Here is a 26,631-nt window from a genome sequence, read left to right on the forward strand (position 1 = left end):
TGCCGCAACTGACTTCCACACTAGACCTGCCCGCGGCCGCCGCCGCCCACGCTCCCCGGATGAGCAACGACGAGAACCGTTCGGGGGGCCCGACGGGTCCGAACACGTCGGTTATCACCAAGGTCAAACCGAAGACCAAGCGGCCAAATCTCTACCGTGTGCTGATTCTGAACGACGACTACACGCCGATGGAATTCGTCGTCCACGTGCTGGAGAAGTTCTTCCAGAAGGACATCGAGGCCGCGACCAAGATCATGCTGCATGTCCATCATCACGGCATCGGGGAGTGCGGCGTGTTCACCTACGAGATCGCCGAGACCAAGGTGACGCAGGTGATGGATTTCGCCCGCAAGCACCAGCACCCGCTGCAATGCGTGATGGAAAAGAAGTAAGGCACGTCGCCGCGTGTCCGAAGCATGCTCTTGCGTTTGCCGCTGTGTGATCGTCGCGTGATGCCTGTACGCGACGCGCGCCGTGGGCAGGCAAAACTACGGAAGTCGGCGCCGGCGCCAGTCCCGCCCAAATCGGAACGGGTTTTGCATCGAAAATACCGCAGGTGCCGAGTCGCGGAACCGCTCTTTCGCCGGGCTCTAGTATAACTATATGTGACAAAGGTTGTTGTTGCCTGACCGGGCGATGGCGATCATGATGGTGGGGGCCATAGAGGACGCGAATGCCGACTTTTTCCCAAAGCCTTGAACAATCCCTGCATCGTGCACTGGCGATCGCAAACGAGCGTCATCACCAATACGCGACGCTCGAGCATCTCCTGCTCTCTCTGATCGACGACTCCGATGCAGCCGCCGTCATGCGCGCCTGTAGCGTCGATCTCGACAAGCTCCGCACGAGCCTCGTCAATTATCTTGAGACCGAATTCGAGAATCTGGTGACGGACGGTGCCGACGATGCCAAGCCGACCGCCGGTTTCCAACGCGTGATCCAGCGCGCAGTGATCCACGTGCAGTCGTCCGGTCGCGAAGAGGTGACCGGCGCCAACGTGCTGATCGCGATCTTTGCCGAACGCGAGAGCCATGCCGCGTATTTCCTGCAAGAGCAGGACATGACGCGCTATGACGCGGTCAACTACATCAGCCACGGCATCGCCAAGCGGCCGGGCGTCTCCGAAGCGCGGCCCGTACGCGGCGTCGACGAGGAGACCGAGGCCAAGGGTAACGAGGACGCCAAGAAGAAGGGCGAGGCGCTCGATACCTATTGCGTCAACCTCAACAAGAAGGCGCGTGACGGCAAGATCGATCCGGTGATCGGACGCAATTCCGAGATCAACCGCGCGATCCAGGTGCTGTGCCGCCGGCAGAAGAACAATCCGCTGTTCGTGGGCGAGGCCGGCGTCGGCAAGACCGCGATCGCGGAAGGTCTCGCCAAGCGCATCGTCGACAGCGAGGTGCCGGAGGTTCTGGCGGCTGCGACCGTGTTCTCGCTCGACATGGGTACGCTGCTCGCGGGTACCCGCTATCGCGGCGACTTCGAAGAGCGCCTGAAGCAGGTGCTGAAGGAGCTCGAGGCACATCCCAACGCCATCCTGTTCATCGACGAGATCCACACCGTGATCGGTGCGGGCGCGACGTCGGGCGGCGCGATGGACGCCTCGAACCTGCTCAAGCCGGCGCTCGCTTCGGGCACCATTCGCTGCATGGGCTCGACGACCTACAAGGAATACCGCCAGCACTTCGAGAAGGACCGCGCGCTGGTGCGCCGGTTCCAGAAGATCGACATCAACGAGCCGACGGTCGAGGACGCGATCGCGATCCTCAAGGGTCTAAAGCCCTACTTCGAGGACTACCATCGGCTGAAGTACACCAACGAGGCGATCGAGGCTGCGGTCCAGCTGTCGTCGCGCTACATCCACGACCGCAAGCTGCCCGATAAGGCGATCGACGTGATCGACGAGTCCGGTGCGGCGCAAATGCTGGTCGCTGAGAACAAGCGCAAGAAGACCATCGGCATCAAGGAGATCGAAACCACGATCGCCTCGATGGCGCGGATCCCGCCGAAGAGCGTGTCGAAGGACGATGCCGAGGTGCTCAAGCATCTCGAGCAGACCCTGAAGCGCACGGTGTTCGGCCAGGACAAGGCGATCGAATCGCTGGCCGCTTCCATCAAGCTCGCACGAGCAGGCTTGCGCGAGCCGGAGAAGCCGATCGGCTGCTACCTGTTCTCCGGTCCGACTGGCGTCGGCAAGACCGAGGTCGCCAAGCAGCTCGCGTCGTCTCTTGGCGTCGAGTTGCTGCGCTTCGACATGTCCGAATACATGGAGCGGCACACCGTGTCGCGCCTGATCGGCGCGCCTCCCGGCTATGTCGGCTTCGATCAGGGCGGCCTGCTGACCGACGGCGTCGACCAGCATCCGCATTGCGTGGTGCTGCTCGACGAAATCGAGAAGGCGCATCCCGATCTCTACAACGTGCTGCTCCAGATCATGGATCACGGCCGGCTCACCGACCACAACGGCAAGCAGGTCAACTTCCGCAACGTGATTCTGATCATGACCACGAATGCAGGCGCTTCGGATCTCGCCAAGCAGGCGTTCGGCTTCACGCGCTCCAAGCGGGAAGGCGACGACCACGAGGCGATCAACCGTCAGTTCGCGCCGGAATTCCGCAACCGCCTCGATGCCGTCGTCTCGTTCGGCCATCTCAGCGTCGAAGTGATCGGCACGGTGGTGGAGAAGTTCGTGCTCCAGCTCGAGGCGCAGCTCGGCGACCGCGACGTCACCATCGAGCTGTCGGAGCCCGCCAAGCTCTGGCTGGTCAAGCACGGCTATGACGAGCAGATGGGCGCGCGGCCGATGGCCCGCGTGATCCAGGAGCACATCAAGAAGCCGCTGGCCGACGAGGTGCTGTTCGGCAAGCTCAAGGGCGGTGGCCACGTCCGCGTCGTCCTGGTCAAGGACGAGGCCGACGAGACCAAGGAGAAGATCGGCTTCGAATTCGTCGAGGGGCCGGTCACGCCGAAGCAGGAAAAGCTGCCCGCCCGCAAGCGTCCGCCAGGCAAGCCCAACAAGCCGGGCGGTCCCGGCGGCTCCAAGGGGCCGACGTCGAAAGGCCCGTTGGTCAAGGCTTGATCTGCGCATCATCAATCGAAAAGGCCGGCTGAAAAGCCGGCCTTTTTGTTGACGCCGATGTCGGGTCGCAGAGTGGCCTTACGTTCCGGCCTCGGGCGCGGGTGGCGGACGCGGCTTCTTCGGAGCGCGTGGGGCTGCGTGCGGGACGGTCGGCTGCATCGTCACGATGACCGGATTAGGCTTGTGATCGGTTGCCGCACCCGTCGCGGCGTCGACGCCCATGCCGACGACACCGCCAAGAAGAAGATTGCCTGCAAAGCCGGCGGCCCCACCGGTCTGTATGTCGCGGCTGAGCGGCACGATCTGCGGTTCATAGCCTTCCTTCTGGAAGGCAATCGAGATGTCGGCGTTGCGCTTGACGACCACGGAGCAGGGCGTCACGCAGGTGGTCGGCACCTCCATTCCGCTGACAACAGCTTCTATGCCAGATGGTGTCGATGAGATGCTGATATTCTCTGTCGTGCCGCGCGTGACAGACGCGCAGCCGCCCAGCATGACGCTGAGCGTCACAATTCCAATTGAACGCACTAATAAATGCCCCTTGTCCCGCGGCCAGTGAAGCGCAACTAGAGCGCGAGGGCAATACCTCACTGATCCAGATAGTTAAGCCACGCACGGGTTGTGTGCTGACATGGCGGGGACCTGAGCGTGGGCCCAACTATTCGCCCCGCAGGCGCTGGTCGTCCTGGACACGGACATGTTCGGCGCCGCGCGCGCCCGCGGGCGACAGCCGCAGCATGCTCAGCATTGCGCCGCAGAGCGCAAATCCAACGCCGGTCAAGAGCGCGATCCGGGTTCCGTCGATCGGATAGCGGCCGAGGAACAGCGCCACCAGCGCGGCGCCCGTGGTCTGGCCGAGCAGCCGTGCGGTGCCGAGCATGCCGCTGGCGCCGCCGGAGCGCTCGCGCGGGGCGGCTGCGATCATGGTGCGGTTGTTCGGCGTCTGGAACAGGCCGAAGCCGACGCCGGCCAGCGCCATCCGCCAGATGATGTCGAGCGGTGTCGGGGCCGCAGGCAGGAAGGCGAGCGCGCCGAGGCCGCAGGCGAACAGGGTCAGCCCGATGCCGCCGAGCAGGCCGGCCGGATATCGCTCGACGAGACGGCCGGCGAGGGGCGCTGCGAAGGCCACCGCAATCGGCCAGGGTGTGATCAAGAGGCCCATATGCACGGCCGAATAGCCGAAGCGGCTCTGGAGGTAGAAGGGGATCGCAACGAAGGCCAGCATCTGCCCGCAGAACGAGGCGATCGAGGTCGCAATCGAGAGCCCGAAGACGGGAATGCGCAGGAGATCGACCGGCAGGAGCGGCGAGGCCATGTGCGTTTCGCGGTAGATCAACAGCGCGCCTGCGACGATGGCGATGGCGAACTGGACGAGACAGGTGATCGTCGCCTCGCCGTGGCCGACGCTGTCGATCGCGGCGATGCCGACGCCGAAGGTGATCGCCGATAGACCCGCGCTTTGCCAGTCGAAGGAATGGCTCGCGGGCGTCGTATGCGGCAAGCTGCGCAGGCCGAGCACCAGCGTTACCACGCCGAGCGGGACGTTGATCGCGAACAGCCAGGGCCAGCTGCCGACCGCAAGGATGCCCGCCGCGATCGTCGGCCCGACGGCGGCGGAGAAGGCGACGACGAGCGCGTTGACCCCAATGCCGCGTCCGAGCAGGCTGCGCGGGTAGGTGAAGCGCACCAGCGCCGAATTGACGCTCATGATGCCGGCCGCGCCGAACCCTTGCATGATGCGCGCGATCGTGAGCAGCGGCAGCGTATGCGCCAGCGCGCAGAAGGCCGACGCGAGCGTGAACAGCACGAGCCCGACCAGATAGACGCGGCGATAACCGACGATCTCGCCCAGCGACGCCAGCGGCAGCAGCGAGATCGTGATCGCGAGCTGATAGCCGTTGACGATCCAGATCGAGAAGGCCGGGCTCGCATTCAGGTCGGCCGCGATCGTCGGCAGCGCCACATTGGCGATGGCGCTGTCGACCACGGCCATGATGATGCCGAGCGCAATGGTCAGGACTGCCTGGTTGCGTTGCGGCTGGGGCAGGCCGTCGGCATGCTCGATCTGGACAGACGACATGGTGGAGGCGCGCTTGATTCGAGCCGTGATTGATCCCCGGATTAGGAAATTACGGGATGCATCGCAACCCGGCAGGACCCGGACGGTTCCTGTCCCGGGAGCGAGTCTCCCGGCGCCATGGGGCATGGGTCAGGACGGATTTTGCAGCCTCACCAGCGCGATGTCGACTTTCCTAGGATGTAGAGCGCGATGAGCCCAAGCGTCACCGCCGTCGAGATGATCAGGGCGCAGCGATCCCAATCGATCCGCGCCCGTCCGCCGCGGTTGAGATTGAGGGCCGTGAACAGGGCCTTCATGGCAAATCGGCGCATCGTGGGGCCTCGCAAGGCCCGCACGATGCCACGGCCGGCGCAGAGCCGTTTGATGCAGCTCAATCGAGGCGGAGTCCGCGGACGAAGTCAATCAGACCGGCGGCGGATTGCGATCGGTAAAGGTCGTTCGCTGGTGCCAGTACGGATAGGGCAGCGTCACCTTGCTCGCCGAGTCGAGCTTGTCGATCTGCTCCTTGGTCAGTGACCAGCCGACCGCGCCGAGATTTTCGCGCAGCTGCGTCTCGTTGCGCGCGCCAATGATCAGCGTCGCGACCGTCGGGCGCTGGAGCAACCAGTTCAGTGCGATCTGCGAGACGCTCTTGCCTGTCTCCTTCGCGACCGCGTCGATCGCCTCGACGACGCGATAGACGTGCTCGTCGGGCACGGGCGGCCCGAAATCGGCCGTCTTGGGCAGGCGGCTGACTTCGGGCTTCGGCTGTCCCCGGCGAATCTTTCCGGTAAGGCGGCCCCATCCGAGCGGTGACCACACGACCGCACCTAGCCCCTGGTCGAGGCCGAGCGGCATCAGCTCCCATTCATAGTCGCGGCCGATCAATGAATAGTAGGTCTGATTGGCGACGTAGCGCGGAAAGCCGTGCTTGTCGGCGACACTGAGCGACTTCATCAGGTGCCAGCCTGAAAAGTTCGAAACGCCGACATAGCGGATCTTGCCGGCGCGCACGAGCACATCGAGGGTGGAAAGCACCTCTTCAGGCGGGGTGAATGCATCGAAGCCGTGGAGCTGGAACAAATCGATGTAGTCGGTGCCCAGCCGGCTCAGCGAAGCATCGATGGCCGCGAGCAGATGTTGCCGTGACGAGCCGACATCGTTGGGTCCGTCGCCGAAGCGGAATGTTGCCTTGGTCGAGACCAGCACCTTATCGCGGCGGCCCTTGATGGCCTGCCCGAGAACGCGCTCGGATTCGCCGAGCGAATAGACGTCGGCGGTGTCGAACATGGACACGCCGGCCTCGAGGCAGATGTCCAGCAGGCGCCGCGCTTCGGTCGCGTCAGTCGTCCCCCATGCCGCGAGCCGGCCAACGCCGCCGAACGTGCCAGTGCCAAGGCTCAAAGCGGGCACCATGAGGCCGGACCGGCCCAAGCGTCGGTATTCCATCGATATGCTCCTCGGCTGACCGCTGATTGATCCGAGCGGTCCCGTTGCCGGATAGTAACGCAGGCATGCGCTTCGGACCCATGCACGCGCACATGGCGGGTCTGCTCCGCCAGATCCTTGTTTGGTCAGAGTTGGGCGTGCCCGGTTCGGAATCGCGCCACCGGTAGCCTCAATGCCGCAACTGGCTCTGCCGGAAGTCGCGTGGCGACATCCCGAAATGCTCGCGGAAGACGCGGCCGAAATGCGAGAGATCGTTGAAGCCCCAGGCGAATGCGATCTCGCTGATGTGGCGGTGGGCGAGCACGGGCGAGGCGAGGTCGCGTTTGCATTGGGCGAGTCGCTCGGCGAGCACATAACGCTGAAACGAGGTGTCCTCGTCGGCGAGGAGATCGTTCACGTAGCGCGGTGAGATGCCAAGTCCGGCGGCGGTCTCTGCCAGCGAGACATCAGGGTCGGAGAGGCGAGAGCGGATATGCGCCTTGAGCCGGTAGAGCAGGGCGGAGCGATGGGTCGAGGACGGCAGCGATGTCTGGCCGAGCCGCTCGCTGAGCGCCAATGCCAGGAGATCGACGGCCTGCTCCGACAGCGCGGCGGCGTTGCTCGGCGCGAGCCGGTCCGCGCTCTGGCAAAGCTTGAAGATGAAATCATAGGCGAGCCGCTCGAGCGGCACGTCGGCGCCGAATGAGATCGCGGTGAGCGCCTCGGTGCCGCCGAGCCGCCGCCGCAACATCTCGCGCGGCACCTTGAAGATGGTCTGTGTAAACGTATCGCTGAACTTCAGCTCATAAGGCCGCGTGGTGTCATAGAGCGCGAACTCGCCGGGATGGATCACGGTCTCGCGGCCATCCTGCACCACGCCGCCGTTACCGCGATTGCCGAGCGCGACGAGAACAAAATCCTGATCCGAGCGCGCGATACGCGAGGGCGTGCGGAACACGTGCTGACGGTCGGAGCTGACGTCGGAGCATACCGCCTTGCCGAGCGAGGCCTGCGTGACCGAGCCGTGAAAGGCGCTGCCGAGGTCGGACTTGCAGTCGAGCCCGACGAAGACGTCGCAGACGATGTCCTGCCACAGGGCGAGCCGCCGGTAGCCGGGGCTGCCGTCCGTCGTGAACTGGATTGGCATCGGCAAGCCTCCCTTTCACATCCAGCAAAACCGCATGTTGGCGCAGATCCAGCCTGACCGCAGGCAAGTTCCGTACCGCGGCGGCGATCCCGTCCGGTCGAGTTTTTGTTCCGTCGTGGTCGAGCGCCGGCCGCCCGCCTGGCTCAATAGACTGCATCGGACCTGGTCTCCGATCAACCGGCAATGGAGGCGGCAATGGGCATCGAACATCCGAAATACAAGGTGGCTGTGGTTCAGGCAGCGCCCGCCTGGCTCGACCTCGACGCTTCGATCGACAAGTCGATCGCGCTGATCAGGGAGGCGGCCGAAAAGGGCGCCAAGCTGATCGCTTTCCCGGAGGCGTTCATCCCCGGTTACCCCTGGCACATCTGGATGGACTCGCCCGCCTGGGCGATCGGCCGCGGTTTTGTGCAGCGCTATTTCGACAACTCGCTGTCCTACGACAGTCCCCAGGCCGAGCGCTTGCGCGATGCCGTGCGCAAGGCGAAGCTCACGGCCGTGCTCGGCCTCTCCGAACGCGACGGCGGCAGCCTCTATCTCGCACAATGGCTGATCGGCCCCGATGGCGAAACCATTGCAAAGCGCCGCAAGCTGCGGCCGACCCATGCCGAACGCACCGTCTACGGCGAGGGCGACGGCAGTGACCTTGCCGTTCACGCGCGGTCCGACATCGGCCGCATCGGCGCGCTCTGTTGTTGGGAGCACCTCCAGCCGCTGTCGAAATACGCGATGTACGCCCAGAACGAGCAGGTGCACGTCGCGGCCTGGCCGAGCTTCTCGCTGTACGATCCCTTCGCGCCGGCGCTCGGCGCCGAAGTGAACAACGCCGCCTCGCGCGTCTATGCGGTGGAGGGCTCCTGCTTCGTGCTGGCGCCTTGCGCGACGGTGTCGCAGGCCATGATCGACGAGCTTTGCGACCGGCCCGACAAGAATGCGCTGTTGCATGTGGGCGGCGGCTTCGCCGCGATCTACGGACCCGACGGCAGCCAGATCGGCGACAAGCTCGCGCCCGACCAGGAGGGGCTGTTGATCGCCGAGATCGATCTCGGGGCCATTGGCGTCGCCAAGAACGCCGCTGATCCCGCCGGGCATTATTCGCGTCCCGACGTCACACGGCTGCTGCTCAACAAGAAGCGATACCAGCGCGTCGAGCAGTTTGCGCTGCCGGTCGACACTGTCGAACCTACGGATATTGCCGCGGCGGCGAGCTGATCACCGCGATCACGGAGGGCATGGCCATGGAATCCGCAATTCCTGTGCACCTTGAGACGACGCGCACCCGCCACAAGCGCGTGCCGGACGACTACCAGCCGCCATATCCGTCATTCGTGGCGCGCTACAAGCCCGCCGTGAGCCGCGTCGTGATGGCCTATTTCGGCGTGCAGTATCGCGGCACGGCATCGACGGCAGCGAAGGAAGCGCTCGCGGACATCGTGGAGCGCTTCTCGGCAGAAGGCGGCCCCTCGCATTGGGACCGCGCGCATTATGTCGATCAGGCCGGCTTTGAGAATGTCGTATCGGTTGCTTATTGGGACGACATTGCGCGCTTCGATGCCTGGTTCGCGGCGGCGCGTGAGGCCTGGACGGGCAAGACACGCGAGGGCATCGGCACCTTTATCGAGGTGTTGCGGCCCTCGGTCGAGCGGCACGAGACGTTGTTCTCCTCGCTCGGCCGGTCCGAGGGTGTCGCCGTCATCGCCGACGGCATGAGCGGCGAGGTGCAGGAGCATGCCTATTGGGGCGGTATGCGCGACCGCATCCCGCTGTCGCAGACCGATGCGATGGCGCCGGGTGGCGGCCCCGAGCTGATCCGCGACGGCGCGCGGCTGCGGGTGAAGGCACACGACAATCTCTGCCTGATCCGCTCCGGGCAAGACTGGAGTGACACGGAGACGTCGGAGCGAAAGCTCTATCTCGACGACGTCGAGCCGGTGCTGCGCGAAGGCATGGATTTTCTGCGCGACGCCGGCCTCGGCATCGGCTGCTACACCAACCGCTACATGCAAGTGCTTTCGGTTGACGGAAGCGTCAGCGAAAAGTCCTACGGCCAGAGCTGGTGGAAGAGCCTCGCAACGCTGGAGCGCTGGGCGGAGTCGCATCCGACTCACGTCAAAATCTTCGGCGCGGCGATGAAGTATCTCTCGACGCTCGGGCCGTCAGCAAAGCTGCGGCTCTATCACGAGGTCACAGTCGCGGCTGCGGACGAGCAGTTCTTCGAATATCTGAATTGCCATTCGAAAACGGGCATGCTGGCTGCGGTCGAGGCCGTCAGCGCCTAAAGCATGATCCGGAAAAGTGCGAAGCGGTTTTCCGAAAAGATCATGCTTAAACAATAACCTGAAGCGCGATGACGATTTATCATAATCTCATCGCGCTTTAGGCGACGCAATGGGCGAGCAGCTCGGGGTGCGCGGCGCAGATGTGATGCGCGCCGGCGTCCCGCAGCTCGGCCTCGCTGCCATAGCCATAGAGCACGCCGATCGCGGTCATGCCATTGGTCCTGGCGCCGATCACGTCATGACTGCGGTCGCCGATCATGATCGCGCCGCAGGGATCGACCTTGGCCTCGTCGAGTGCGAAGCGGAGCAGGTCGCGCTTGTCGACGCGCGTGCCATCGAGCTCTGATCCGAACACGCGCTCGAAGTAGGGTTTCAGGCCGAAATGATCGACGATGCGGGTGGCGTAGACCGCGGGCTTGCTGGTGGCGACGAACATGCGCGGTGTTGTCGCGGCAAGCGTTGCCAGCGTGTCCACAATGCCGGCATAGGTCTCGTTCTCGAACAGGCCGATATCGCTGAATCGCTCGCGATAGAGCAGCAGCGCGCGATCGGCGAGTTCGTCGGTTCCAGTGATTTTTTTCAGGCTGGCATGCAGCGGCGGCCCGATGCACCAGGTCAGCTCGTCCTCGCTCGGCACCGCAAGGCCCAGCCGCTCCAGTGCGTACTGGATCGAGCGGGTGATCCCGGGCTTCGGGTTTGTCAGCGTGCCGTCGAGATCGAAATAGATTGTCACCATGCCATCCGTGCCCGTGCTGATATTGCCGTCGATTGCTTGACCTAAACGAGGCCGTAGGCCAAGGCAACGCCGCCTCGCTGATGTCGCGTGCCGTTTTAAAGCTCGCTATTCGCGGGGCGTGAGCGTAGGGTCAAGAGATCACCGCCCTTCCATGGCATCCATCGGTGACTGAGGGTCACTAGCGCTCCCGCCGAACGAGGAGGAGCGCGCATGCCTCGATTTAATCTGGCCGACTGGATCGTGCCGCCGGTGATCGTCCCGCTGTTTCTGTTGCTCCTGGTGGCTGCTGCGGCTCTTCTGCATGGATAGGACGCCGCTCCAATATCTGGTGAGCGGACGCGATCAAAGCGGCTTCGTCAGCTTGGGCCGGACCACGACGGCTGCTGCCTTGAAGAAGGCGAGAGAGCTGTTGCAGGAAGGCTATATCGACGTGCGGATCTGCACGCCACAGGGCCGGGTTTTGCTGGCTGACGAGTTTGACCAGTTCGAGGCATGAGGAGACGCCCGGCGGTTCGTCAAACGGCGCGCCCGGGTCCTCCGTAAGGAACGATACCTACATGAAATTGCTTATTGTCGCACTGGCGTTTGGCACATTCGTGCAAAGTGCTGCCGCCAAAGATCTGGACTGCCGTGCGATCGAAAGCACGAGCGGACGGCTGGCCTGTTACGACGCTGCGTTTCCGCCAAAAACGAAGCAACCCACTGCTGCCGAAAACAACGCGGCGCGGGCCGCCTATACGGACCCGTTCACTGCGGAAGAGGCGAAAACGGCAGCGAAGCTAAAGAATATCTGCCGCGGTTGTTGAGGCCGTGCGCTGTCAGACATCAAGCAAATCATCGAGGTGCCGACATGACGCCGCTCCGCCGTATCGCCGTCATCGGCAACTCGCTGCCTCGCCGGTGCGGAATTGCGACCTATACGACCGACCTGAAGAACGCGATCTCGATTTCGCGCAAGGATCTGGAGACCTGCATCGTGGCAATGACCGATCGCGGTCAAGCCTACGATTATCCGCCGGCGGTCGCGTTCCAGATCAAGGATGGCAATATCGAAGACTACGTGCGGGCCGCGGATTTCCTCAATGCCGGCCGGTTCGACGCCGTGTGTTTGCAGCACGAGTTCGGGATTTTCGGTGGTGAAGCCGGGGCCCATATCCTCGTGCTGTTGTCCCGCCTTGCGATGCCCGTGGTGACGACGTTCCATACCGTGCTGGCCAATCCGACACCTGCGCAGCGGACGGTCATGGAGCGCATCGTCGAGTCGTCGTCGAAGGTCGTGGTGATGGCCCATAAGGGCCGCGAGCTGTTGCGCGACGTCTACCTGGTGGCTGACGACAAGATCGAGGTCATCGCCCACGGTATTCCCGATGTCGCCTTCGCCGAGCCCGATGCAGCGAAAGCCAGACTCGGATTTGAACAAAGATCGGTAATTCTGACATTCGGCCTGTTGTCACCGAACAAGGGCATCGAAGTCATGATCGACGCCATGCCGTCGATTCTGAAGCGTTGCGAGAATGCGGTGTACGTCGTGCTCGGCGCAACGCACCCCAATTTGGTGCGGAACCAGGGCGAGGCCTATCGCGAGAGCCTGATGGCGCGGGTGCGCGAACTCGGAATTGACGACCACGTGGTGTTCTTCGATCGGTTTGCCGACCTGGCCACGCTGCTTGAATTCATCTCGATGTGCGACGTCTATGTCACGCCCTATCTCAACGAGGCCCAGATGACGTCGGGAACGCTGGCCTACAGCTTCGGATTGGGGAAACCGGTCGTGTCGACGCCTTACTGGCACGCACGCGAGCTGCTTGCCGACGGATGCGGTGTGCTGGTGCCTTTCGGCGACGCCGCGGCGATCGGCAAGGAGATCTCAAACCTGCTGACCGACGACGCCCGCAGGCAGGCGATGTCCCGGCGCGCCTATGCTGCGAGCCGGATGATGACTTGGGAGCGGGTGGCCGAAAGCTATGTGTCCGTCTTCGAGAAAGCGCGGCAAGGTCATCGGCCCAAACTCTTCGCGCGCTCCGAGATGAGCGCGCCGGAGCCACGTAGCGCCGCGCCGCCCGATATGCAGATCGGCCATTTCCTGTTGATGTGCGACGATGTCGGTTTGTTCCAGCACGCGGTATATTCGGTGCCGGATCGTGCCCACGGCTATTGCGTCGATGACAATGCCCGGGCACTGCTGCTGGCCTGCGCCCTCAATGGTCCGGGCGAACAGCCGCTGTCGGAGGTTTTGACGAGCCGGTTTGCGGCATTCGTGCAGCATGCCTGGAACCCTGACACACGGCAATTTCGCAACTTCATGGGGTTCAACCGAACCTGGCTAGAAGACAGAGGGTCCGAAGACAGCCACGGGCGAACGCTATGGGCTTTGGGCGAAGCCGCACGCAGGGACGCGAGCCCGGCACGGCGCCTGTGGGCTGCTACCTTGTTCGCCCAGGCATTATCGATCGCGGAGAGCTTTCGTTCGCCCCGCGCGTGGGCGTTCATGCTGCTGGGTTTGGACGCTTATTGCGCGGTAACGCCAGGCGATCTCCACGCCAGGGAGGTCCGGCATTCCCTCGCCGACAGGTTGATGGCTTGTCTGGCGTCGGTCGAGACGCCGGACTGGGTGTGGTTTGAGGAAGGGCTGGCCTACGACAACGCGCGATTGCCGCAGGCGCTGTTAATCACAGGCATGGCGACGCAGATGCCTCAATATCTCGATGCGGGATTGAGGTCTCTGCGCTGGCTCATGACGCAACAGACGACCGCGGCAGGGCATTTCCGGCCGGTCGGCACCGCCGGCTTCGGCGAGCAGCGGCAACGTCCCCGTGCGTTCGATCAGCAGCCCGTTGAGGCAACGGCAACGATCGCTGCCTGCCTCGCTGCGTGGCGTGCCGACGGCAACGCCGAATGGAAAGCCATGGCGACTCGGGCCTTCGCCTGGTTTCTCGGCAGCAACGATCTCTCAGTGGCGCTGGTCGATCCGCTCAATGGCAGTTGCCGGGATGGTCTGCACCCCGATCGCGCCAACGAAAACCGCGGGGGTGAGTCGGTCGTTTGCTATCTCCTTGGACTTGCGGAGATGCGCCAGCTTGCGCGCGTCAACCCGAGCCTGACAAGGCCCACGGCCTTGCGCGCCGTGAGCGCCTGAACTTCATCTTCTCATTCAGCAAGCCGAGGACACCTTGTCACAAGCTTCTTTCCTGAACCGGCAAGGGCTTCATCTGCGCCCCGATCCAGCGCGAGTCATCGTGCGGCCATTCAAGCCGGCAACCGAACCCCGCGACCTGAACCCGACCGACAAGATGCGGGCAAATCATATCGTCGACCGGGTTCTCGCACTCAGTTCGGAAGCCGTTGCGGTTCAGCTTGCGGATGTCCTCGACAATTTCCAGGGGCGACATCGTAACCTCCTGGAGAGGTTCGAGACCCGCGCGGATGAAATGGAAGATGCGTTCGCGAAGCATGGCGTCTTCTCGAAGACCCAGCGTCAGCTGGTGGGCGCCTACTTTCTCAGCGAGTATTCGTTCGAAGCCTCTGCCTTGTTCAACCCCAGCATCGTCCCGCACCCGGATCAATCGGGGGCGCCGAAGGGAGGCTCGCGCTTCATCATCAGTCTCCGGGCCGTCGGCGAGGGGCATGTCTCGTCACTGACGTTTCGAACCGGAACGATTGCGGCTGACGGGAGCCTGGCCGTCGATCCGACGGCGCGCCTTGCTTCGGTTCCCCGGATCACCCATCGCGTATCCGGGCCGGACGGCGACCGCGTGGAATTGATGTTCCGGCCCGAAGAAGACCTGAGCGAGCGGGTCATCTTTCCCATTACCGAATCCCAATCGAACGGCATCGAGGATGCGCGCTTCGTCAAATTCAACGACGGCGATCGGGCGGTCTACTACGCGACTTATACGGCCTACAGCGGACGGGCTATCCGGTCCGAATTGATCGAGACCAGCGATTTCATGTCGTTTCGACTGACGCCTTTGCGGGGGGCTGCGGCGCACAACAAGGGCATGGCGCTGTTCCCACGCAAGATCGGCGGCCGCTATGCCATGATCGCGCGACAGGACAATGAGAACCTGTACCTGCTCTATTCGGACGACCTCTACACGTGGGAAGGCGGCGGCGGGGTACCCCTTCTGAAACCGCAATTTCCGTGGGAGTTCGTCCAGATCGGCAATTGCGGGTCGCCCATCGAACTTGACGAAGGTTGGTTGCTGCTGACGCACGGTGTCGGCCCGATCCGAAAGTACTCGATCGGAGCGGCGCTGCTCGATAAGCGCGACCCATCCAGGGTGCTCGCACGTTCGGCCGAGCCGCTGCTCCGGCCTGAACCGTCCGAACGCGAAGGGTATGTCCCCAACGTCGTCTATACCTGCGGCGCGATGAGGCATAATGACCGGATCATCCTGCCCTATGCCGTGTCGGACACCTTCTCCAGTTTCGCAACGATCAGGATTTCCGCACTCATCGAAGCGATGCAAGGCTGATCGCGGCTTTCGCAGTCGTTGATGTCAACTCCGTTTGCCGACACGTCAGAGGAGGCTTCATGGTCCGCGAAACAACCTACGTGGTGCAGGCATTCAATGCCGGCAAGGGTAAAAATTTGAAGGCCGACCCTCCCATCGTCTGCAAGTCGGAAAGCGGTGCGCTGCGGGCGGCGGAGAGGCTGGCCTTGAGCAAACTCGGCGTCGTCGCGTTCTCGTCCAGCGGCGATCCTGAAATGGGTGACTATGACGATGAGCCAACCGTGTTCTTCCGAAAGGGCGAGCTTCCGGCTGGCTTCGACTGAGTCCCTGGTCGCGGTCGAGCAGATATTGACACAGGAGCCGAGATGAACGAGCGCCTTGAAACTTTGAAGAAGGCCCGAGATCGCATGATCGAGGACAGGGACCAGCATGCGAAGGTGCTGGCCGCTCCCTTTGATCGTGACAAGGCCGAGCGGGCACGGAACAAATTCGTCGAGCTTCAAATGCTGATCGATGCCCTGGACCGCGCTATCAGCGCAGAAAATCCCGTCTCAAAATAAGACCGAAGCGAGCGAAAGGCGGACCGGCGAACGCCTCATCGCAGGACCGCAGCCGGGTGCCGACGGCCACCGCGGCTCGCTTTATTGCTGCCGGGCCCATTCGACGATCGCTGTGGCATCGGCGCCGGCCTGGGTCTCCCAGGTGGCGATCGCGCTTGTTGCGGCTCTTCGAAGCGCTGCGACGAGGGATGCCGGCGCCGGCTCGGCAATGCGGACGCCGCTGTCGCGCATGCGTGCATAGTTTTCGATGGTGCGATGGGCCAGGAGTGCGAACTGGCTCTGCTCGGTCTCCGCTGCGGCCGCCAACACCTCGCGCTGCATCGGCTGGGGCAGCGTGGCAAACGCCTCGCTGCGAACGAAGGCGATCGAGACCGGCATCGCGTAGTTGATGGCCGTGAAATACGGCAGGAAGTCCCAGAGCTTGCGTCCCGCGCCGCCGTCGCCGGAGGTTAGGAATGCGTTCAGCCGGTGCTCTCTGAGCCCGGCAAGCGCCGCGTCCATCGGCAGGAATTGCGCGTTCGCACCGGCGCCACGCATCACCTCGCTGGAGTTGGCGTCATAGGCGCGCAAGTTGAGTTTCGGCAGGTCGTCGGCGCCCTCCAGCGAACGGTCAGACCAGAGACCCGTCGCCGGCCAGATCGTCACATAGAGCAGCGTGAGGCCGCGGGCGGCGAGCGCCTTCTCGTAAAGCGGGCGCGCCCGCACATTGGCGGCGCGGGCGACATCGACTGATTGCACCAGGAAGGGCAGGGTGGACAGGCCGAGCACCGGATCGAGGCCGGACAGCGCGCCAGCGAAGGCATCGCCGCCGGCGATTTTGCCATCCAGCGCCGCGCGCGGCATCTCGCCCGAGCTGATCTTGAGCTCGTTGTCGAAGGCGTTGGCCACGGTCACGAAACCGTTTGTGCGCGCGGCGACGCGATCGGCGAAACTGGTGAGCCCGATCCCGGAAATGTTGTTCTGCGGGTATTCCGTAGTCATCCGCCAGTTGACTTGCGCCGTGACCGGCGCTGCGGACAGGATGGGCGCGGCGAAGACAAGGATCAGGGCAAGAATCGCGCGGATCCGCTTGGCGGGGGAGGGCATTGAGAGAAGCTGGTCAGGCAGCATATATTGGCAACTCGTCGAACCATGGCACGGTGCCACAACATGGCGGATCACCTTGTTGCATGCCGCACCGGCGCGCGCCACAGCGATGCTTGGGCACGGCAGACGCGAATTGCATCACGCATCATCGCCGCACTGCTCGTCTCGGTGACACCGGCGGCGGCATGGGACAGCTCGCCGGCAAAAACCAGCGTCGCGGTCCCGAGCGTCGAGGAGCTTGCAATGCCGGCGGAGAAGCCGGCCGATGCCCGCGAGAGCGACACCCGGGAGTCAATCTGCCTGATCATCGAGGCCGCCGCGCGCGATGCCAATTTGCCGCTGGAATTCTTCGCCCGCGTGATCTGGCAGGAGAGCCGCTTCCAAGCTGATGCGGTTGGCCCTATGACGCGCAGCGGCGAGCATGCGCAGGGGATCGCGCAGTTCATGCCGGGCACGGCGAGCGAGCGCGGGCTGCTCAATCCTTTCAATCCGGTCCAGGCGCTGCCGAAGTCGGCCGAGTTTCTCAACGAGCTGCGCAATCAGTTCGGCAATCTCGGTCTGGCTGCCGCGGCCTACAATGCCGGGCCGCGGCGGGTGCAGGACTGGCTCGCCGGCACCGGCGGAATGCCCGAGCAGACCCGCAACTACGTCTTCGCCATCACCGGCGCGAGCGTCGATACATGGGCCAAGGCAGGCGGCACCGGCAAGGGACCGCCGAGTTCGCCGCCAACGAGCTGCCGCGATCTGATGGCACTGTTGAAGCGCGCGCCAAATCCCTTCGTCGCCGAGCTTGAGCAGCATGTGGAGCTTGCCGCTGCAAAAATCTGGGGCGTGCAACTCGCCGCCGGCTTCGACCGAAACAAGGCCCTCGCGATGTATTCCCGTGCGGTGACGCGCCTGAGCGCCGTGATCGGTGACCGCGATCCAAGCCTGCTCTCGTCGGTGATGCGCAGCCGCGGCACGCGCGCCTTCTACCTGGTGCGCATCGGCGCCGACACACGCAGCGAGGCGGATGATCTCTGCAACCGAATCCGCAAGGCTGGCGGGGCCTGCTTCGTGCTGAAGAATCGGGGTGTGACCGGGTAGGGGCTGTCCCGGCACGCATGCCAGCCCCGCCGCGCGCTTCCTTGACGCAGTCGCCCGCATTGCCCGTTATGCGGGCACGATTCCTCATCCCGGCCAATTCTCCCGTGGCGCTTCCTCCGCTCGATTCCCCTCATTGGCAAAGTCCCTGGCGCGCCTTTGCGTGGGGACTGCGCTCGATCACGCAGACGATCCTCACGCTCGTCCTGTTCGCGACCTATCTCGGCATTGGCGCGCTCGCCCATGACAGCCATTTCAGCCTGCTCTGGGCGCTCTGCTCGACACTGTTCGTCTGGGCGGGTCCGGCGCAGATCATCCTGATCACCACGCTTGGCTCCGGCGCGACCGTTATCCAGTCGGCGATTGCGGTCACCGTCAGCGCCATCCGGCTGTTTCCGATGGTGGTCTCGGTGCTGCCACTGATGCGCACGCCGACGACCAAGCGACGCGAGCTGTTCTCCGCGGCGCATCTCACGGCCGTGACGCTGTGGGTCGAATGCCATCGCTTCCTGCCGCAGGTGCCGCGCGAGCGGCGGATTGCCTTCGTCAACGGACTTGGCTTCGGTCTGGTCTCGGTGTGTCTTACTGCCAACACGATCGGCTATTTCCTCGCCGCCAATCTGACACAGACGCTGGGTGCCGCGATCCTGCTGTTGACGCCGCTGTCCTTCCTGTTCTCGACCGCGCGCAACAGCCGCGAGGTCGCGGACGTCGTCGCGCTGGCGCTCGGAGTTCTGCTCTATCCGTTGGCCGCGAAGATGAACTCTGGCCTCGACATCCTCGTCAGTGGCCTGGTGGCAGGCACGATTGCCTATGGAGTGCACTGGTGGCGGGAGGTGCGCGCATGAGCGCCGCGCAACTCATCGGCGACTGGCACGCGCTGTTCGTGCTGTTCGTCGCCGGCGTCATTCCGAACCAGATCTGGCGCATGCTCGGCTTGTGGTTCGGCGGCGGCATCGACGAAGGCTCCGAGCTGCTGGTCTGGGTGCGGGCGGTGGCGACCGCAATTCTGGCCGGAGTTATCGCCCAGATCGTGGTCGAGCCGCCCGGCGCTCTGGCAAGTGTGCCGGAGGTCCTGCGCTACGGCGCGGTCGGCGCCGGCCTCGTCGTCTTCCTCTTGGCCCGCCGATCGATCTTCGCGGGCGTGGTTGCCGGCGAAGTCTTCATGCTGGCCGGCAAGTGGTGGTTGGGCTAAAACCCTCGCGAATAGCCAAGGGAATTGGACATATGGTTCGCGAAAACGAGCTCCGCGAGGGCGAGGTCGCTATCGAGCTACCGCCGACGCAGGACGCCGGCCTTTTCTTCATCGGCCGCATTCGCACGCCCTGGACCTCGCGGCTGGAGACGCCGCGGCAGGGCCGCGCCGACGGCCCGGTCTGCCGCCTCGAGATCTTCGAGCCGTTCGTGCCGGCCATCAAGGGCGTCGATTTCTACAGCAATCTCGAAGTGCTGTACTGGCTCGACAAGTCGCGCCGCGACATCGTGCTGCAAAGCCCGAAGAACAACGAAAAAACCCGCGGCACGTTTTCGCTGCGCTCGCCGGTCAGGCCCAATCCGATCGGCACGTCGATCGTCAAGCTGGTCGGGATCGAAGGCAGCACAATTTTGGTGCGCGGCCTCGATTGCATCGACAATACGCCGCTGATCGACCTCAAGCCCGATCGCTGCGAGTTCACGCCGCTTGCGGCGCCGCAGTCCGGGGATTTTCAGACGGAGTGAGGGGCGCTCCGCTCCAACCCCGTCATTGCGAGCGGATAGACCTAGCCCGCCTTCAGCGCCGCGATCAGCTTGGTCGCATTCTCTTCCAGCACCTTGACGTCTTCCTTGCGGCTTGCCGGCGGCAGCATCGCCACGCCGTCATGGCGAGGCATGACGTGCATGTGGAGATGAAACACCACCTGGCCGCCGGCGGCCTCGTTGAACTGCTGCACCGTGATGCCGTCGGCCTTGAACGCCTTCATTGCGGCAGCGGCGATCTTGTGCGCGCCGCGGGCGACATGGGCGTAGTCGTCGGGCTTGATGTCGAGGATGTTGCGGGCAGGGGCCTTCGGGATCACCAGCGTGTGGCCGGGCACGCGCGGCATGATGTCGAGGAAGGCGAACACGTGATCGTCCTCATAGACCTTGTGGCAGGAAAACTCGCTGCGCAAAATCTTTGCAAAGATGTTGTTGGGGTCGTAGGCGGTCATGGCAGCTCCTCGGCGGCTCCCTGGAATTTTGCGATTACTGTCACCAGCCGCGGCAAGGCGTCAAGGCGCCTCGTCGGCGTCTTTCCGAAACGGGCCAAGCTCAGCCAACTCCCGCCCGGCCTCTGCGACATAGGTGCGCTCGCGCTTGAGGTAGTCGTCGATGGCGCGGCGCAGGCCGGGATCGGCGATGAAGTGGGCGGAATGGGTGGTCCGCGGCAGGTAGCCGCGCGCGATCTTGTGCTCGCCCTGCGCGCCGGCCTCCACATGGGTCAGCCCGCGCTTGATGGCGAAATCGATCGCCTGATAGTAGCAGACCTCGAAATGCAGGAACGGATGATGCTCGACCGCGCCCCAGTTGCGGCCGAACAGCGTGTCCGAGCCGATGAAGTTGATCGCGCCCGCGATCCAGCGATCGTTGCGGCGGGCCATCACCAGCAGCACATCCTCGTTCATGGTCTCGCCGATCAGCGAGAAGAATTCGCGCGTGAGATAGGGGCGGCCCCATTTGCGCGAACCGGTCTCCATGTAGAACCCAAAGAACGCATCCCAGGCGTCCTCGGTGATATCTTTGCCCGTGAGCCAATGGACGGTGATGCCCGCGGCGAGTGCGTCGCGCCGCTCGCGCTTGATCGATTTGCGGTGGCGCGAGTTCAGGGTGGCCAGGAAGTCGTCGAAGCTGGCGAAGCCCTCATTGTGCCAATGGAACTGCTGGTCGGTGCGCTGGAGGAAGCCGTGCTCGGCGAGCAGCTTCCATTCAGCCTCACGCGCGAAGGTGACGTGCACCGAAGAGGCTTTGCTGACGCCGCACAGCGCCACCAGCCCGCCTGCCAGCGCCTCCGCGATGCGCTCGCGATCGACGCCGTCACGGATCAGCAGCCGCGGTCCTGTCGCCGGCGTAAAGGGGACCGAGACCTGAAGCTTCGGATAATAGCGGCCGCCGGCGCGCTCATAGGCGTCGGCCCAGCCGCGGTCGAAGACGTATTCGCCTTGCGAATGCGATTTCAGGTAGCAGGGCACGACGCCGGCGACACGGCCGTTGACCTTGGCCACGAGATGCCGTGGCCCCCAGCCGGTGCGGATCGTCGCCGAACCCGACTTCTCAACGGCAGACAAAAATGCGTGGGAGACGAAAGGGTTATAGGAGGGTTTTAAGAGGCCGGCGGAATCGCCTGGGAGCCCGGATGAGGTTCCCAGGCCATGCCCGTTGCAAGCCTTGCCGGGACTGGCGCAGGCGTCCCAATCCTCCGGCGATACTTCGCCAATCGACGGTACGGCTTCGAGCGTGATTTCGGATGATGCCATTGCGCCCAAGATCGTGCATTGCAGCAGCGACTTCAAGAGGGCGGGAACATCAAGCCTACGGCACGAACCCCTCGAAAATCATCTGATCGGCATATTGCCCGACGCGTGTCCGCTGCTCCGCCGTGCGCACGGTCCAGCCGAGCAGGGCGCAGCCCAACACGTTGCGGGCGATCCACGGCGCGGGCGCTGGAAGGTGGTCGACCTTGAAGGCGACGAAATGCGGCTGGGTCTGCAAGCCGTGGCGCAGGTACAGCATGCTGTCGCGCTGCGCTTGCGTCAGCTTGGCCCAGTAATCGTCCTCATAGCTCCGCTGCGCGACGATGCCGCGCGGGCGGGAGGGCAACAGCTCGCGTAGCGCCAGCACCTGGTCGGGATCGAAGGACATGCCGACAGCGGGCCCCTGATAGGACGCCAGCACCTCGGCCATCCGCTTCACCAGCTTGCGGTCGCCGTCAAAATGGCTCTTCACCTCGATCACCAGCGGCACTCGGCCGGCAACCATGGTGCAGAGGTCGGAGAGCGACATCATCCGCTCGTCCGTGTCCTTGAACCTGAGGGCCTTCAGCTCGGCGGCGGTCTTCTCGACCACATCCCCGGTCGCCTCGGTGAGGCGGCCAAGCGCATGGTCGTGATGCACCATGGCCTCGCCGTCGGCGGAGAGCTGGATGTCGACCTCGATGGAAAAATTGCCCGCGAGCGCCGCCTGCACCGCGCCCGGCATGTTCTCGACGATGCCACGCGAGATGTCATGCAGGCCGCGATGGGCGACCGGCCGCGCTGTCAGCCAATCCGGAGCGCGCATGAGGGTCAGGCGACCTCGAACACGCCTTCGACCTCGACCGCCGCATCAGCGGGCAGCGAGGCAACGCCGACGGTGGTACGGGCGTGGCGGCCCTTGTCACCGAAGGCGGCAACCATCAGATCGGAGGCGCCGTTGAGCACCTTCGGCCCGTCCAGGAAGTCGGGCGCCGAGTTGATGAAGCCGCCGAGGCGCACCACGCGTACGACCTTGTCGAGGTCGCCGAGCGCCGCCTTGACCTGGGCGAGCAGGTTGACGGCACAGCCGCGCGCCGCTGCCGCGCCGTCTTCGAGTGAGACGCCGGCACCCAGCTTGCCCTTGGCGATGAGCTTGCCGTCGGGTGCGAAGCAGACCTGGCCGGAGACGAACAGCAAATTACCGGTGCGCACGAACGGCACGTAATTGGCCACCGGGGTGGGGGCCTCGTGCAGCTTGATGCCCTGTTCCGCCAGTTTCTGTTCGACCGTGCCCGCCATCTTCGACCTCGTTGTCCAAAAATCCATCCGCTCCGGACGCCTGATGTCGCGGCCGGGCGCGCCCTGTTTCGCCCATCGTGCCGCCACATGCAAGCAAGCCGATCGGGGCGGCAGGGCACCCGTCCGGACTGCATTTTCCTGAGGCAGGTCAGGCGGTTCAACGAGGAGGCGCAACTTTACGTGAAACCGCCGCAGTTGCGACGCAATGCAACGGTCATTAAAGTGTCGAATCTGCGCTTCCCAAGGGACAGACATGGTGCACCTTTTCCGGACTTCGCTCGGTGTGATGGCGCTCGCGGCGGCCGCTTTCGGGGCAGGTGGCAAGGCCCACGCGGCCAGCGGTCCGTTCCTCGCGCATCAGGCGCTCTACGATCTGAGCCTCGTCAAATCGCGCTCCAACTCCATCAACAGCGCGCGCGGCCGCATCCTCTACAATTTCGCCGGAAGTAGCTGCGAGGGCTACACCTCCGAATTCCGCCAGGTCTCCGAGCTCGACAGCGGCGAGGGCAAGATCACGCTCAGCGACCTCCGCTCCAATTCCTGGGAGGACGCCGCGGGGAAAAGCTACCGCTTCAAGATCGAGACGCGGATGAACGAGACCGAGGCCGGCCTCGTCGACGGCTCAGCGGAGCGCGACGGCGACCACATCAACGTCAAGCTGAAGCTGCCGGCGCCGAAGAACTTCACTCTCGACGGCAAGGTCGTGTTTCCGACCGAGCAGATCCAGCACATCATTGCTGCCGCCAAGGACGGCAAGTCGCTGCTCGAGCTCTCCGTCTATGACGGCTCCGACGACGGTCAGAAGGTCTACAACACCCTGACCGTGATCGGCCAGCCGATCGCCGCCGACCGCACCGCTTCGCCCGATCCGTCGACCTCGGATGAGCACATGAAATCGCTCAAGCGCTGGCCGATCACAGTCAGCTATTTCGATCGCGATGCCCAGCAGAAAGAGGGCGAGCAAACGCCGGTCTATGCGATGGCGTTCGAGCTCTACGAAAACGGTGTCTCCCGCCAGCTCGTGCTCGACTACAACGATTTTGTCATTTCCGGCGCGATGGGCAAGTTCGACGTGAAAGACAGCAAGCCCTGTAATTAAGGGCGCGACGTCTAGCTCTTGTCGCACTCAGAGGCTACGCTTGCTCCCAACGACAGACATCAGGGAGCCAGCCCATGCCCAAGCTCGATCATCTCCGCCCCAGCGGTTTGCATCACAATCCGGCCTATTCCCATGTCGTCACCGCTTCCGGCGCGCGCACCATCTACATCTCGGGTCAGGTGTCGGTTGACGAGGAGGGGCGGATCGTCGGCGAGGGCGATCTTGCGGCGCAGACCACGCAGGTGATGCAGAATCTCGGCCACGCGTTGAAGGCGGCCGGCGCGAGCTATGCCAACATCGTCAAGATCACGACCTTCGTCGTCGGCTACAAGCCGGAACTGCGTCCCGTCATCGGCAAGGCCCGCTCCGTCTTCTTCGAAGGCATGGAGCCACCGGCCTCGACCCTCGTCGGCGTCTCCGCGCTCGCCGCGCCGGAATGGCTGATCGAGATCGAGGCGGTGGCGGTCGCGGATTGAGGTCTTCTGTTCGAGATGCGAATTGGAGGAGTGTGCACGTGCCCATGCTCGGTCACTGCGAGCGTAGCGAAGCAATCCAGGATCATTCCGCGGCGACAGTCTGGATTGCTTCGCTACGCTCGCAATGACGAGTCTGGGGAGACGGCATCGTGCACAACGAGCGCCACGCTCACTCTTCCGCCTTCTCCGGCCCTTCATACGCAATCCCGCGGATCACCGCGGCGCTTCCGAATTTCTTGCGCAAACTGTCCACCGCCCGCTCGGCATGCGCGGCGCGGCGATCGAGCATGTCGGTGTCGTCGGCGGGCGAACCTTCCCGCAGCGCGCTGACGCCGGCGCCCATCAGGCGGAAAGCGGTGCCGTCGATTTCCTTGGCCAGCATCTCGCGGCAGATCGCAAAAATCTTGGCGGCGAGCTGCGTTGGTGCCGCGATCGATTGCGAGCGCGTGCGCTGGCGGAAATCGGCGGTCTTCAGCTTCAGCGTGACGGTGGAGCCGGCAAGCTCGCTGCTCTTCAGCCGCGACGACGTCTTCTCGCACAGCCGCCACAAGATCCGTTCCAGCGTCGCGAAATCGCGGATGTCGGTCTCGAACGTGGTCTCGCTCGAAATCGTCTTGGCGCCGCGGTCGGCTTCGACGCGGCGGTCGTCGATGCCGCGCGCAAGCCGCCACAGCCTGCGGCCTTCGCTCGGAAACTGCCGCATCATCTCGATCTCGTCGGCCTTCTGGAGGTCGGCGATGATCCGGAAGCCGCGTTGCCCCAGGCGCTCCTGCGTCGCCGGCCCCACGCCGAAGATGAAGCCGACCGGCTTCTCCGCCAGCATCGTGCGCGCTTCCTCCTGATCGAGCGCGGCAAAGCCGCGCGGCTTGTCGAGGTCGGAGGCGACCTTGGCGAGAAACTTGTTGCAGGACAGGCCGACCGAGACGCTGATCCCGATGTCGCGCTCGATATTGCGCGCGAACCGCGCCAGCACCTTTGCCGGGATCATGCCGTGCACCCGCTCGGTGCCGGAGAGATCGAGAAAAGCCTCGTCGATCGAGAGCGGCTCGACCAACGGCGTCAGCGCCTGCATGGCCTGGCGCACCTCGCGGCCGACCCGGACGTATTTCGCCATGTCCGGCCGGATCACGGTCGCATGCGGGCAGGCCTCTAGCGCCCTATACATCGGCATTGCCGAGCGCACGCCATAGGTACGCGCGATGTAGCAAGCCGCCGACACCACGCCGCGCTTGCCGCCGCCGATGATGACGGGCTTGTCGGCGATGTCAGGATTGTCGCGCTTTTCGACCGTCGCATAGAAGGCGTCGCAATCGATATGGGCGATGGTCAGCGCCGATAGCGCGCGGTGGCGGACGAGGCGAGGGGAACCGCAGGCGGAACAGCGCCGCACACTCATGTCCAGATCGGCCAGGCAATCCCGGCAGAAGCAGCGGGGCCCGGCCGGGTCGGGGGCGCTCACGGCACGTCGCGCTCCCAGGTGCGGTCACCGAGCGCGTCGCCCAGCACCTGCCGCGCTGCGGCAACATTGGTCGGGTGCAGCTCCGATGCGGTCGCAAACGCCTTCACGGTGGCGTCATCGCGCATCACGAAATCGAGTACGCTGAGCAGGAAATTCGGGTCCGAGGCGGCGTTCCGGAGCGTCTCCGGGCCGACGCCTGTCTCAGCCAGGAACAGGCCCAGCCGCTCGGGATCGCCCGCGACGAAGGACAGTGCCTGAATCGCAACGATTTCAGCGACTTCGCGAGGGTTGTAAACAGGCTTTTTCACGGGCCCGGTTTGCCTTTCCGTTAACTTTCGGTGTCTACTTTGGATCATGCCCGAGTCTCGGCCTTGAGTCTTGCGACCCCAGACAAGCAACTGGAAACCACATCGCAGAAAGTCGGCCCTCGAGTTTAACGAAACTAGAGCGAATCTGAGGCTAGTTTGAATCCAGTTTTCGAAGCGCCGGCAAGCGGCGCCTGAGGCGTCACATGTATTGCTCTCCTTGCCAATCAGGAGGACGGGATGGCTAAGACCGTCCTGATCGTGGAAGACAACGAGCTCAATATGAAGCTCTTCCGCGACCTGTTGGAGGCGCACGGCTACCAGACTTCGGGCACCAGCAACGGCTACGAGGCGCTCGATCTCGTTCGCAAGACGCGGCCCGACCTCGTGCTGATGGATATTCAATTGCCGCAGGTCTCGGGCCTCGAGGTGACGCGCTGGATCAAGGACGATCCGGAGTTGCGCGCCATTCCCGTCGTCGCGGTCACGGCCTTTGCGATGAAGGGCGACGAAGAACGCATCCGCGAGGGCGGCTGCGAAGCCTATTTGTCCAAGCCGATCTCGGTCGGCAAATTCATTGAGACGGTCCGACGTTTCATCGGGTAGGAGTGA

Annotated in this window: 30 protein-coding genes; 17 read left to right on the plus strand and 13 right to left on the minus strand. The window is 64.0% G+C overall.

The annotated features are described in order from the left end of the window. Positions 1-59: 59 nt before the first annotated feature. Together clpS and clpA are read left to right on the plus strand one after the other, a co-directional pair. Positions 60-392: an ATP-dependent Clp protease adapter ClpS gene (gene clpS, locus ACPPVR_RS18370; protein WP_014494655.1), complete on the plus strand. Its 333-nt coding sequence runs from the start codon at positions 60-62 to the stop codon at positions 390-392. A 281-nt stretch (positions 393-673) separates the two neighbouring features. After that, a complete protein-coding gene (gene clpA / locus ACPPVR_RS18375) occupies positions 674-3,082 on the plus strand; it encodes an ATP-dependent Clp protease ATP-binding subunit ClpA (RefSeq protein WP_426615572.1) in 2,409 nt (802 codons plus the stop codon). Between the two features lie 78 nt (positions 3,083-3,160). Here clpA and ACPPVR_RS18380 read toward each other — a convergent pair whose 3' ends face one another. The 5 genes from ACPPVR_RS18380 to ACPPVR_RS18400 all read right to left on the minus strand — a co-directional run bounded on the left by ACPPVR_RS18380 (position 3,161) and on the right by ACPPVR_RS18400 (position 7,716). Next, positions 3,161-3,610 (minus strand): translation initiation factor 2, encoded by a 450-nt coding sequence (locus ACPPVR_RS18380; protein ID WP_426615573.1) that lies wholly within the window; start codon positions 3,608-3,610, stop codon positions 3,161-3,163. Between the two features lie 130 nt (positions 3,611-3,740). After that, on the minus strand, positions 3,741-5,162 hold the full coding sequence (locus ACPPVR_RS18385; RefSeq protein ID WP_426615574.1) for an MFS transporter: 1,422 nt from the start codon (positions 5,160-5,162) through the stop codon (positions 3,741-3,743). Positions 5,163-5,311: 149 nt separating this feature from the next. After that, positions 5,312-5,473, minus strand: coding sequence for a hypothetical protein (locus ACPPVR_RS18390; protein ID WP_426615575.1), 162 nt, complete (start codon positions 5,471-5,473; stop codon positions 5,312-5,314). Positions 5,474-5,564: 91 nt separating this feature from the next. After that, positions 5,565-6,590 (minus strand): aldo/keto reductase, encoded by a 1,026-nt coding sequence (locus ACPPVR_RS18395; RefSeq protein ID WP_426615576.1) that lies wholly within the window; start codon positions 6,588-6,590, stop codon positions 5,565-5,567. A 169-nt stretch (positions 6,591-6,759) separates the two neighbouring features. Next, the gene (locus ACPPVR_RS18400; RefSeq protein WP_426615577.1) at positions 6,760-7,716 is read right to left on the minus strand and encodes a helix-turn-helix domain-containing protein; all 957 of its coding nucleotides are present in this window, start codon (positions 7,714-7,716) and stop codon (positions 6,760-6,762) included. A 195-nt stretch (positions 7,717-7,911) separates the two neighbouring features. On the opposite strand from ACPPVR_RS18400, the gene ACPPVR_RS18405 reads away from it, so the two are divergent. Beyond that, a complete protein-coding gene (locus ACPPVR_RS18405) occupies positions 7,912-8,928 on the plus strand; it encodes a carbon-nitrogen hydrolase family protein (protein WP_426615578.1) in 1,017 nt (338 codons plus the stop codon). A gap of 26 nt (positions 8,929-8,954) precedes the next feature. Then, positions 8,955-9,995 carry a phenylacetaldoxime dehydratase family protein gene (locus ACPPVR_RS18410; protein ID WP_426615579.1) on the plus strand — a complete coding sequence of 347 codons (1,041 nt, stop codon included), beginning with the start codon at positions 8,955-8,957 and terminating at the stop codon, positions 9,993-9,995. Between the two features lie 97 nt (positions 9,996-10,092). On the opposite strand, the gene ACPPVR_RS18415 is transcribed toward ACPPVR_RS18410, so the two are convergent. Then, the gene (locus tag ACPPVR_RS18415; RefSeq protein WP_426615580.1) at positions 10,093-10,731 is read right to left on the minus strand and encodes an HAD family hydrolase; all 639 of its coding nucleotides are present in this window, start codon (positions 10,729-10,731) and stop codon (positions 10,093-10,095) included. A gap of 301 nt (positions 10,732-11,032) precedes the next feature. Here ACPPVR_RS18415 and ACPPVR_RS18420 point away from each other — a divergent pair, with 301 nt between their 5' ends. The 6 genes from ACPPVR_RS18420 (at position 11,033) to ACPPVR_RS18445 (ending at position 15,745) form a co-directional block, all read left to right on the plus strand. After that, positions 11,033-11,227, plus strand: coding sequence for a hypothetical protein (locus ACPPVR_RS18420; protein WP_426615581.1), 195 nt, complete (start codon positions 11,033-11,035; stop codon positions 11,225-11,227). Positions 11,228-11,288: 61 nt separating this feature from the next. Then, positions 11,289-11,537 (plus strand): type VI secretion system-associated protein TagO, encoded by a 249-nt coding sequence (locus ACPPVR_RS18425; RefSeq protein WP_426615582.1) that lies wholly within the window; start codon positions 11,289-11,291, stop codon positions 11,535-11,537. Positions 11,538-11,581: 44 nt separating this feature from the next. Continuing rightward, positions 11,582-13,867, plus strand: coding sequence for a glycosyltransferase family 4 protein (locus tag ACPPVR_RS18430; RefSeq protein WP_426615583.1), 2,286 nt, complete (start codon positions 11,582-11,584; stop codon positions 13,865-13,867). Positions 13,868-13,901: 34 nt separating this feature from the next. Next, positions 13,902-15,206, plus strand: coding sequence for a glycoside hydrolase family 130 protein (locus ACPPVR_RS18435; RefSeq protein ID WP_426615584.1), 1,305 nt, complete (start codon positions 13,902-13,904; stop codon positions 15,204-15,206). A gap of 59 nt (positions 15,207-15,265) precedes the next feature. Next, positions 15,266-15,508: a hypothetical protein gene (locus tag ACPPVR_RS18440; protein WP_426615585.1), complete on the plus strand. Its 243-nt coding sequence runs from the start codon at positions 15,266-15,268 to the stop codon at positions 15,506-15,508. A 42-nt stretch (positions 15,509-15,550) separates the two neighbouring features. After that, positions 15,551-15,745, plus strand: a complete 195-nt coding sequence (locus ACPPVR_RS18445) for a hypothetical protein (protein ID WP_426615586.1) — start codon at positions 15,551-15,553, stop codon at positions 15,743-15,745. An 81-nt stretch (positions 15,746-15,826) separates the two neighbouring features. Here ACPPVR_RS18445 and ACPPVR_RS18450 read toward each other — a convergent pair whose 3' ends face one another. Further along, positions 15,827-16,855 (minus strand): TRAP transporter substrate-binding protein, encoded by a 1,029-nt coding sequence (locus ACPPVR_RS18450; RefSeq protein ID WP_426615587.1) that lies wholly within the window; start codon positions 16,853-16,855, stop codon positions 15,827-15,829. A gap of 21 nt (positions 16,856-16,876) precedes the next feature. Here ACPPVR_RS18450 and ACPPVR_RS18455 point away from each other — a divergent pair, with 21 nt between their 5' ends. The 4 genes from ACPPVR_RS18455 (at position 16,877) to tsaA (ending at position 19,633) form a co-directional block, all read left to right on the plus strand. Then, complete coding sequence (locus ACPPVR_RS18455) at positions 16,877-17,917, plus strand: transglycosylase SLT domain-containing protein (RefSeq protein ID WP_426616131.1); 1,041 nt, start codon at positions 16,877-16,879, stop codon at positions 17,915-17,917. Positions 17,918-18,021: 104 nt separating this feature from the next. Continuing rightward, a complete protein-coding gene (locus ACPPVR_RS18460) occupies positions 18,022-18,762 on the plus strand; it encodes an AzlC family ABC transporter permease (RefSeq protein ID WP_426615588.1) in 741 nt (246 codons plus the stop codon). Next, entirely contained in the window at positions 18,759-19,109 is a 351-nt protein-coding gene (locus tag ACPPVR_RS18465) for an AzlD domain-containing protein (RefSeq protein WP_426615589.1), read from the plus strand. The genes ACPPVR_RS18460 and ACPPVR_RS18465 overlap by 4 nt, the downstream gene beginning before the upstream one ends. Positions 19,110-19,141: 32 nt before the next feature. Beyond that, the gene (gene tsaA / locus ACPPVR_RS18470; protein ID WP_426615590.1) at positions 19,142-19,633 is read left to right on the plus strand and encodes a tRNA (N6-threonylcarbamoyladenosine(37)-N6)-methyltransferase TrmO; all 492 of its coding nucleotides are present in this window, start codon (positions 19,142-19,144) and stop codon (positions 19,631-19,633) included. A 41-nt stretch (positions 19,634-19,674) separates the two neighbouring features. Here tsaA and ACPPVR_RS18475 read toward each other — a convergent pair whose 3' ends face one another. The 4 genes from ACPPVR_RS18475 to ACPPVR_RS18490 are packed head-to-tail and all read right to left on the minus strand — an operon-like array spanning position 19,675 to position 22,680. Beyond that, entirely contained in the window at positions 19,675-20,103 is a 429-nt protein-coding gene (locus tag ACPPVR_RS18475) for an HIT domain-containing protein (RefSeq protein WP_426615591.1), read from the minus strand. 60 nt (positions 20,104-20,163) lie between these two features. After that, positions 20,164-21,405, minus strand: a complete 1,242-nt coding sequence (locus tag ACPPVR_RS18480) for a GNAT family N-acetyltransferase (protein ID WP_426615592.1) — start codon at positions 21,403-21,405, stop codon at positions 20,164-20,166. 55 nt (positions 21,406-21,460) lie between these two features. After that, positions 21,461-22,207, minus strand: coding sequence for a glycerophosphodiester phosphodiesterase (locus ACPPVR_RS18485; RefSeq protein ID WP_426615593.1), 747 nt, complete (start codon positions 22,205-22,207; stop codon positions 21,461-21,463). Positions 22,208-22,212: 5 nt separating this feature from the next. Next, entirely contained in the window at positions 22,213-22,680 is a 468-nt protein-coding gene (locus tag ACPPVR_RS18490; protein ID WP_045008051.1) for a RidA family protein, read from the minus strand. Positions 22,681-22,933: 253 nt separating this feature from the next. On the opposite strand from ACPPVR_RS18490, the gene ACPPVR_RS18495 reads away from it, so the two are divergent. Beyond that, positions 22,934-23,779, plus strand: a complete 846-nt coding sequence (locus ACPPVR_RS18495; RefSeq protein WP_426615594.1) for a cell envelope integrity EipB family protein — start codon at positions 22,934-22,936, stop codon at positions 23,777-23,779. Between the two features lie 74 nt (positions 23,780-23,853). Beyond that, entirely contained in the window at positions 23,854-24,255 is a 402-nt protein-coding gene (locus ACPPVR_RS18500) for a RidA family protein (RefSeq protein WP_426615595.1), read from the plus strand. A gap of 169 nt (positions 24,256-24,424) precedes the next feature. Here the strand turns inward: ACPPVR_RS18500 and ACPPVR_RS18505 are convergent, their stop codons facing one another. After that, positions 24,425-25,714 (minus strand): DNA polymerase IV, encoded by a 1,290-nt coding sequence (locus tag ACPPVR_RS18505; protein ID WP_426615596.1) that lies wholly within the window; start codon positions 25,712-25,714, stop codon positions 24,425-24,427. Continuing rightward, complete coding sequence (locus ACPPVR_RS18510) at positions 25,711-26,022, minus strand: DUF3572 domain-containing protein (protein ID WP_426615597.1); 312 nt, start codon at positions 26,020-26,022, stop codon at positions 25,711-25,713. The genes ACPPVR_RS18505 and ACPPVR_RS18510 overlap by 4 nt, the downstream gene beginning before the upstream one ends. Positions 26,023-26,259: 237 nt before the next feature. Here ACPPVR_RS18510 and ACPPVR_RS18515 point away from each other — a divergent pair, with 237 nt between their 5' ends. Then, the gene (locus tag ACPPVR_RS18515) at positions 26,260-26,625 is read left to right on the plus strand and encodes a response regulator (RefSeq protein WP_246919875.1); all 366 of its coding nucleotides are present in this window, start codon (positions 26,260-26,262) and stop codon (positions 26,623-26,625) included. The last annotated feature ends 6 nt before the right edge of the window (positions 26,626-26,631 follow it).

Source organism: Bradyrhizobium sp. McL0616, assembly GCF_049993385.1.
GTDB lineage: Bacteria > Pseudomonadota > Alphaproteobacteria > Rhizobiales > Xanthobacteraceae > Bradyrhizobium.